At 40.0% G+C, this 8,673-nt stretch carries 6 protein-coding genes; 5 read left to right on the top strand and 1 reads right to left on the bottom strand.

What is annotated here, in order from left to right; genetic code table 11:
• Positions 1 to 35: 35 nt before the first annotated feature.
• From accC to RLO81_RS01155, 3 genes are all read left to right on the top strand, one after another.
• Positions 36 to 1,388 carry an acetyl-CoA carboxylase biotin carboxylase subunit gene (gene accC, locus RLO81_RS01165; protein ID WP_350106013.1) on the top strand — a complete coding sequence of 451 codons (1,353 nt, stop codon included), beginning with the start codon at positions 36 to 38 and terminating at the stop codon, positions 1,386 to 1,388.
• A gap of 117 nt (positions 1,389 to 1,505) precedes the next feature.
• Entirely contained in the window at positions 1,506 to 3,881 is a 2,376-nt protein-coding gene (locus RLO81_RS01160) for a glycoside hydrolase family 31 protein (RefSeq protein ID WP_350106011.1), read from the top strand.
• Positions 3,882 to 3,886: 5 nt separating this feature from the next.
• Positions 3,887 to 4,546 (top strand): outer membrane beta-barrel protein, encoded by a 660-nt coding sequence (locus tag RLO81_RS01155; RefSeq protein ID WP_350106008.1) that lies wholly within the window; start codon positions 3,887 to 3,889, stop codon positions 4,544 to 4,546.
• Between the two features lie 185 nt (positions 4,547 to 4,731).
• Here RLO81_RS01155 and RLO81_RS01150 read toward each other — a convergent pair whose 3' ends face one another.
• A complete protein-coding gene (locus tag RLO81_RS01150) occupies positions 4,732 to 5,301 on the bottom strand; it encodes a DUF3109 family protein (protein WP_350106005.1) in 570 nt (189 codons plus the stop codon).
• 262 nt (positions 5,302 to 5,563) lie between these two features.
• Here RLO81_RS01150 and RLO81_RS01145 point away from each other — a divergent pair, with 262 nt between their 5' ends.
• Positions 5,564 to 7,819, top strand: a complete 2,256-nt coding sequence (locus RLO81_RS01145; RefSeq protein WP_350106002.1) for an ATP-dependent helicase — start codon at positions 5,564 to 5,566, stop codon at positions 7,817 to 7,819.
• A 98-nt stretch (positions 7,820 to 7,917) separates the two neighbouring features.
• Positions 7,918 to 8,592 (top strand): DUF4290 domain-containing protein, encoded by a 675-nt coding sequence (locus RLO81_RS01140; RefSeq protein WP_350105999.1) that lies wholly within the window; start codon positions 7,918 to 7,920, stop codon positions 8,590 to 8,592.
• Positions 8,593 to 8,673: the final 81 nt, after the last annotated feature.

The following is an 8,673-nucleotide window of genomic DNA, read 5'->3' as shown; positions in this document are numbered from 1 at the left end:
GATCATGTTGTTTGTAACCTTAAATTCGAAAGATTGTGTTTAAAAAAATATTAATTGCAAATAGAGGAGAAATAGCCCTGCGCGTAATTAGAACGTGCAAAGAAATGGGCATTAAAACGGTTGCTGTTTATTCCACTGCCGATAGGGAAAGCCTTCATGTGCGCTTTGCAGATGAAGCGGTGTGTATTGGGAAACCTCCTAGCAAAGACTCTTATTTAAATATACCTAATCTTATTGCAGCCGCTGAGATTACCAATGCAGATGCGATTCATCCTGGGTATGGTTTCCTTTCAGAAAATGCTGAGTTCAGTGCTGTTTGTCAGGAATATGGCATCAAATTTATTGGTGCATCACCTGATATGATTGATAAAATGGGTGATAAGGCTACAGCCAAAGCAACCATGAAAAAAGCAGGAGTTCCTACTATTCCTGGTTCTGAAGGATTGTTGAAATCCATTGAAGAAGGCAAGAAAATTGCCAGTAAAATCAAGTATCCCGTAATTCTTAAAGCAACAGCCGGAGGTGGTGGCCGCGGTATGCGAATAGTAAAAGATGAAGCAGGTTTTGAAAAGGCTTGGAATGATGCAAAGCAAGAATCTGGAGCAGCATTTGGCAATGATGGACTTTACCTTGAGAAATTTGTTGAAGAGCCTCGTCACGTAGAAATTCAAATTGTAGGCGATAAAAGAGGTAAAGCTTGCCATTTATCTGAAAGGGATTGCTCTATTCAGAGAAGACACCAAAAATTATTAGAAGAAACTCCATCTCCAGTAATGACTAAATTCAAAAAGCTGAGAGATAAAATGGGTGATGCTGCCGTTAAAGCCGCTGAAGCCATAAAATATGAAGGTGCCGGAACTGTTGAATTTTTAGTTGATAAGCACGGAGATTTCTATTTCATGGAAATGAATACTCGTATTCAGGTAGAACACCCTATTACTGAGGAGGTTACTGATTACGATTTGATTAAAGAACAAATTAAAGTAGCTGCAGGAATTACTATCTCAGGCAAAAACTACACTCCCAACCTTTTTGCGATGGAATGTAGAATTAATGCAGAAGATCCAGCAAATGGTTTTAGACCATCACCAGGAAAGATTACCAATCTACACTTGCCAGGTGGTCACGGTGTAAGAGTGGATAGCCACGTGTATGCTGGATATACCATTCCACCAAATTACGACTCAATGATTGCCAAGCTTATCGTGAGCGGCCAATCTAGGGAAGAAGTAATTACAAGAATGAAAAGAGCGCTAAGCGAATTCGTTATTGAAGGAATTAAAACAACAATACCATTCCATTTAAAGTTAATGGACGATAAGAAGTTCCAGTCTGGTGATTTTACCACTGCTTTTATGGATACTTTTGATATGAGCGGTATTCAATAAATAGTTGAACTACACGTAGGAGCCTCTTCATTTGATGGAGAGGCTTTTTTATTTTGCTAATGTCCCCTTTCATAATATTTCGGTCTGATGTATCTTCATTATTCACTTTAACTGAATATGAGAAAAGAAATACGTTTACAGCACTCCATTTACATTATCTTATTACTCTTAAACCTCACATTTTCATGCTCAAATAACGAATCAGCAGATACAGCTTTTAAGGGTAGCAATATTGAAATACCGTATGAAAATGGTCTGCTCACAATAAGCGCCATCACGCAAGATATTATCAATTTCAGATATTCTGATAGCCTCACTTATGGTGACAGGGACTACGCTCCAATTCTTACTTCATCAGTGAATTTACAAGTTGAAAAACAAGAAGATAACTTAATCCTTAGCACTGAAAATATTGAGCTCTTTGTTCAGCTAAAGCCATTTTCTATTAGCATAAGAGATGTAAACTCCACAGAAAAAGCGTACCTAATATCGCCTTATGGAAGAAATGGAGATACTACAAGCATTCAGTTCAAGCTGAAAGAAAATGAAGCTATTTATGGAACAGGCGCCAGGGCTTTACCTTTAAATAGAAGAGGTTATAAACTTGACATGTTCAACAAGGCGCATTACGCCTATCAGATGGGAAGCGTGCTCTTGAACTATTGCATTCCACATATCACTTCATCTGAAAAGTATATGCTGTTGTTTGACAATCCTGCAAAAGGCTGGATGGATATTGGCAAAACAGTTGAAGATGAATTAAACTTCTCAACGTTAGGCGGCAACATGTCTTATTATTTCATTAACGGAGATTCTTATGACGACATGATTGCCAAGTATACTGAACTGACAGGCCGCCAGCAGCTCCCCCCTGTCTGGACATTCGGAAATTTGCAGTCTCGTTTTGGTTACCGAAATCAGAAGGAGGCTTTGTCCATGTTAAACAAATCGCTGGAAGCTGGTTATCCTGTAGACGCCATGATTTTGGATATCTACTGGTTTGGCCCGGAGCTACAAGACGGACAAATGGGCAAATTAGATTGGGATGCAGAAAAATGGCCAAATCCGAAAGAGATGATTGCTGAATTTGAAGAAAAGAATGTAAAAACCATCACTGTTTCTGAGCCGTTTTTCACTTTAAAATCAGGTCGATTTGAAGAACTTGAGTCAAAAGGATTGCTGGCTAAAGACAATGCCGGAAATGCTATGCAAATACCTTATTTCTACTTCGGTAATACCGGTTTACTAGACATTTTCAATGCTGATGCCCAACAATGGATATGGAATCAGTACAAAAGAATGGATGAATACGGCATTGATGGCTGGTGGGTAGACTTGGGTGAGCCGGAAGTACACCCAGACGATATAATACATGTGAACGGGTTGGGACAAGAAGTTCATGGAGCATATGGCCATGAATGGGCTAAAATGCTTTATGAGGGTTATGAAAAGGATTACCCAAATGAGCGACTTTTTCATATGGGCCGAGCAGGTTTTGCAGGTACTCAACGCTATTCACTGATTCCATGGTCGGGAGATGTGAGCCGAACATGGTCGGGGTTAAATGCACAAATTCCAATTATGACAGGCATTGGAATGAGCGGCATTGGCTACATGCATGCCGATGCAGGTGGGTTTTCGTTCGTGGAAGAAGCAAATCCTGAATTATATACACGATGGTTACAGTTTGCCATCTTCACTCCTGTCTTTAGACCACATGCTGATGAAGTAGTTGCTCCAGAACCCGTAACCTGGCCTGAAGAAGTACAGAAAAATGTAAAGCCAGCCATTGAACTGCGTTATAAAATGTTGCCCTATAATTACACACTCGCCTGGAAAAACATGACCTCGGGCATTCCAATGGCCAGACCAATATTCATGGAATATGAATCAATTCCTGATACGTTGATTAGTGAGTATATGTGGGGTGAGGATTTATTGGTGAGTCCTGTTTTACAACCAGGCGAAGTAATCCATAAAACCTATTTACCTGAAGGTGTTTGGTACGACTTGCACTTGAACAGCCAACATCAGGGCAATCAATGGGTTGGAAAAACGTTGGCCAAGGATCACATACCTGTATATGTTAAAGGTGGTTGTGTACTAGTTACTACACCAGCCATGAACAATACTACTGAGTTTACTTCTGAGAATCTCAATTTCACTTATTATTACACAGAAAATTCTAGTGAAAATGTCGTTTACTTTGATGATGGTAAAACAAAAGGTGCCTACGAAAAAGGTGAATATCATTTGATTAAGACTAATGTTCAGCCAAACCAAACCGGATTAAGTATTACTTTAAATGTAGAGGGCTCAGGGTATGTAAATTCTCCAGAAAATAGGAATATTAAGTTCAGTTTAATAGGTGTGCCAGAGCCTGACAATATTATGATTGATGGTAAGAAAGCTGTTTTCAGCATGTCTGATAATGCTATTCTATTTAACCTATCTTTGAATAAGAATTCAACAATTGTTGTGAATTACAAATAGCTGCCTTGAGGATATCCATCATTATATTAATCATCGCCATTTCTACTGCACCTTCTTTCGGCCAAAACAAATTGCTGCTTGAAACCGGAGGTTCATTGTTTAGCTATTCAGGGGATATGGGTTCTTTTGATCAGGCGGGAGGTGGTTTTCATGTAGGAATTCGATTGAATAAAAAGCGTAAGCTCAACGGGTCCTTTCAGCTGATTTTAGGGTCTGTAAGTGATGATGATCCGGAACAAGCCCCACCTACTCAAGGCGGAACAGTTACTCCTAATCGATACTTTAAAACCACCTTTTTCGGAGTTAATTATGCGCTTAATTATCACTTCATTAAAAATGAGCGTTGGTGGGTGTATATTTCTCAAGGCATTGGTTTTCTACGTTTTACACCCAAAGATGCCAGCGGACAAAGCCTCGTAAATGCCACGAATACAAGAGAAGATGGCGAGGACTACAGAAATACAACTGCATTTCTACCTACAAGTATTGGAGCCATTTTTTACCTATCAAATAAGGTAGGCTTGGGTGTTTCCTTAAGCGCCTTGAACACTGCTACTGATTATCTTGATAACATTTCAGAACTTGGAGAATCGGGCAACGACAATATTTTTCAAGCTAGATTTTCATTGATCATACCCATACGATTAGTTTCAAGTGAACAATAGCCATGCGCTGTATTAGAACAACCTGCTCATGTCCGATGCTTTGGCTGAACAATTACCCAAGAGTCTGTGGCACCTTTAGTTATGGATTAAATTGCCGGGTTACAAACCCTTATGGTCATTGAAAAGCACAAGTGGATACTTGCGCTAGATGCGATTTCAGAATGAATTTTCAATAAACAACTTGTCTAGTCTTTCTTTGCCTCAATCAACTCCACCAACTCATTGTACCACTGCTCACCATATTTACGTATGAGCGGGTCTTTTAAGAATTTATAAATTTCAATACCTAGTTCCTTGCCGAAATCGCAGGCCGGATTGCAGATGTGCCAACGGTCGTAATTCAGGGCTTCAAACTCATCGTACTTCTTGGCGCGTATTGGATACAGGTGGCAGCTTATTGGTTTTTTAAAGTCCGTTTTGCCATCGTTATACGCTTCTTCAATACCACATTTTAAAATGCCCTTCTCGTCATACACGGCATAGGCACATTCCGCTCCACCGATTGTGGTGGTAGAGTATTCACCATCTTCATCCAGCACATATTTGCCTTCTTTTTCAATGGCTGCTATCCCCTCCTCCATTAAATAAGGTTTCACTGCCTCATAGGCCTCTTCCAGTTTCTTTAGTTCGTCCAATTCCAAAGGCGCACCTAAATCACCTTCTACACAACATGCCCCCTTACACTTCTCCAGGTTGCAAACAAAAAACTTCTCTTTGATGTCATCAGACAGGATTACTTTTCCGTGTTCAATCATGTTTCAATTAGCAATGTGCAATTATCAATGAGCAAAGCTACAGCATTTAACTCCAAGCTGCTAGTGGCTGGTGGCTGGTAGCTGGTGGCTAGCGTCTGGTTACTAGCGACTAGAGACCAATAACCAGTGACCAGCAACCAGTAACTAGTGACCAGCAACTTTAATCACAGAAAACTTCAAATCTCCGTAGTACAAACACATCAAATACCTTAGATTTGTTCCTTATCACATCATCAAAATTTACAGGGGATAGTTCGCGCGAATGGAGTATTTAGATAGCCTCAACGAACCACAACGAGAAGGAGTAGTTAACACAGAAGGACCCACCATGCTAATTGCCGGTGCGGGGTCAGGAAAAACAAGAGTTCTTACATTTAGAATTGCTTATCTGATTCAAAACAAACAGGTTGATCCGTTCAACATTTTGGCACTTACCTTTACCAATAAGGCCGCCAAAGAAATGCGCGATCGTATAGAAAGTGTGGTTGGCACCGAGGCCAGAAATCTATGGATGGGTACATTCCACTCCGTTTTTGCCAGAATTTTAAGAGCTGAGGCTGACAAGCTGGGCTACCCTAGCAACTTCACCATTTACGATGCGGATGATTCTAAATCGTTGGTAAAAACCATTGTAAAAGAATTAAACCTTGATGACAAAGTATATAAGCCCAATGTGGTTTTCAACAGAATATCAGGTGCTAAAAACCGACTTATCTCGTGGCGCGAGTATTTAAACAACCCTATTTATCAGGCCGATGACGAAAGCAACATGAAGCCTGAGTTGGGTAAGATCTATAAAATTTACTCAGAGCGTTGCTTCAAAGCAGGCGCTATGGATTTTGATGACCTGCTTTTTAACACGAATGTGCTTTTCAAAGAGCATACTGATGTGCTCAACAAATACCAACAGCGTTTCCATTATGTGATGGTAGATGAGTTTCAGGATACTAATATTTCGCAGTATCTGATTACCAAAAGACTTGCCGCAGTTCGACAAAATATTTGTGTAGTAGGTGACGATGCACAAAGTATTTATGCCTTCCGTGGTGCGGATATTCAAAACATTCTCAATTTTGAAAAGGATTACCCTGATTTGCGGGTTATCAAATTGGAGCAAAACTACCGTTCTACAAAAACCATCGTAAATGCAGCCAATTCAGTCATCTTCAAAAATAAAGCACAGCTAAAAAAGAACGTCTGGACGGATAATGACGAGGGTTCACTCATTGAGGTGCTTCGTGCGAATTCGGATAACGAAGAAGGCAAGCTGGTGGCTTCAGCCATATTTGAAGATAAAATGCAGCATCAGGTAAAGAATAGTGACATCGCCATTCTTTACCGAACCAATAGCCAGTCGAGAGCCATGGAAGAGGCCTTACGAAGAATGAACATCAAGTACAAAATTGTAGGTGGTCTGTCGTTCTACGCTCGTAAGGAGATCAAAGATATTATGGCCTACATGCGATTTGCCATCAACACCAATGATGAGCAATCGTTTCGCAGAATTATCAATTACCCAAAACGTGGTATAGGAGATACTTCTGTAGATAAAATGGTGGTAGCCGCTAATGAAAATAATATTCCGTTATGGGAAGTATTAACTAACATTAACGCTATTCTTCCGGGCCGTGCAGCCAATGCTGTTACTGATTTCGTAACTATGATCAAGCGATTTCAAATAGAAATTGGCAAGAAAGATGCCTTTGAAGCAGCCACCGAAATTGCCAAGCGTTCGGGCTTACTGCGTGATTTATATGAAGATAAAACGGTTGAAGGGCTCAATCGCTACGAAAACGTTCAGGAATTGCTCAATGCGGTAAAAGAATTTGTTGATGATCCTGAAAAGGAGGATAAATCGTTAGGAGCCTTTTTACAGGAAGTGGCACTGCTCACTGGTGTAGATAATGATAAGGATAATGATAACGACAAGGTTACGCTAATGACCATACACATGGCCAAGGGCTTGGAGTTCAAGAACGTCTACATTGTTGGAATGGAAGAAGATTTGTTTCCTTCGCAAATGATGTTGGCAAGCAGAGCAGATTTAGAAGAGGAAAGGCGTTTGTTTTATGTGGCCATTACACGTGCAGAACACAAACTTGTTCTTTCCTATGCATTAAGCCGGTATCGCTTTGGTAGGCTAAAGAATTGTGAACCCAGCAGATTTATCGATGAGGTAGATCCTAGCTTTATTAAAGTGAATGAACGGTCACGACCAACCGAATCAGCTAATACAGGTGCAGGCTATGCAAAGAGTTTTATTTCTGGAATGAAAAAAACTACGGCCTCACAGCCGATACAAAGAAAATCGAATTATAAACCATCACCCGACTTTGAACCGAGTGATACTTCCAATCTGCAAAGTGGAATGAAAGTAGAACACCCTAAATTTGGCTATGGGATGGTTTCTGAGATAGATGAAAGCGGAGCAAACCGCAAAGCCAAAGTAAATTTTGATGACTTTGGTGAAAAAACATTATTACTTAGTTTTGCTAAACTTAAAATTCACACCAATTAAGGTTACTTCATGTAATGAGCACAAGCAGATTATCCGAATTCCTTTAAGAGTGATAGTCATGCGAATTGCATGTGACATATAAAAATTAAACGATACACATGAATTACAATACCAGCCTGGAGCCAATAGTTCTAAAAGAATATGGCCGAAACGTTCAAATGCTTGTTGAGTATTTAAAAACGGTAAAAGACAAAGAAAAAAGAACTGAACAAGCCCACGCATTGGTTGACCTGATGCGTCAGATAGCACCCTCCGTAAAAGAAACAACAGAAACCAACCAAAAACTATGGGATGATCTATACATTATGGCTGGCTTAGAAATTGAGTTAGATGGCCCCTATCCAAAGCCCGAGGAAGAAATGATCAACAAAAAACCTCAACGTATGGGTTATTCCACAAATCATATTCGCTATAAGCACTATGGTAAGAATATCGAGTTATTGATTAAAGAGGCGATTAAGAAGGAAGACCCACAAGAAAAAGAGGAAGCCATTATTTATATTGGTAAGCTAATGAAAAGCTTCTATGGCAGCTGGAACAAAGAAGTAATTGATGATGCCGTAATTCTTGAAAACATTCAGACCATCTCTGGTGGTAAGCTGGATATTGACTTAAGTAAAGTGCGGGAAGACAACTTGTTCGAAAAACTTTACAAAGCCAAAACCAGAAAATCTTACGAAGACCGAGAACGCGAAAGTAATAGCCGCAGCGGTGGTGGCAGGGGAAGAAATAATCGCAAAGGTGGTGGTAGTTCAAGACGCAGAAGAAATTAAATGAGTTCACTCAAAATTCAGGGAGGCGTCAAACTCCAAGGTGAGATTATTCCTCAAGGCGCCAAAAATGAAGCACTACAA

The organism is Fulvivirga sp., from assembly GCF_040220315.1.
GTDB lineage: Bacteria > Bacteroidota > Bacteroidia > Cytophagales > Cyclobacteriaceae > Fulvivirga.
The sequence above is the reverse complement of the archived record's forward strand: the minus strand, read 5'-3'. Positions and strand labels throughout refer to the sequence as shown.

What these genes read in the sequence shown, in the direction of transcription:
- RLO81_RS01160 (WP_350106011.1), top strand. Translation starts at nt 1,506, where the DNA reads ATGAGAAAAGAAATACGTTTACAGCACTCCATTTACATTATCTTATTA.
- RLO81_RS01150 (WP_350106005.1), bottom strand. Translation starts at nt 5,301, where the DNA reads ATGATTGAACACGGAAAAGTAATCCTGTCTGATGACATCAAAGAGAAG.
- RLO81_RS01145 (WP_350106002.1), top strand. Translation starts at nt 5,564, where the DNA reads ATGGAGTATTTAGATAGCCTCAACGAACCACAACGAGAAGGAGTAGTT.
- RLO81_RS01140 (WP_350105999.1), top strand. Translation starts at nt 7,918, where the DNA reads ATGAATTACAATACCAGCCTGGAGCCAATAGTTCTAAAAGAATATGGC.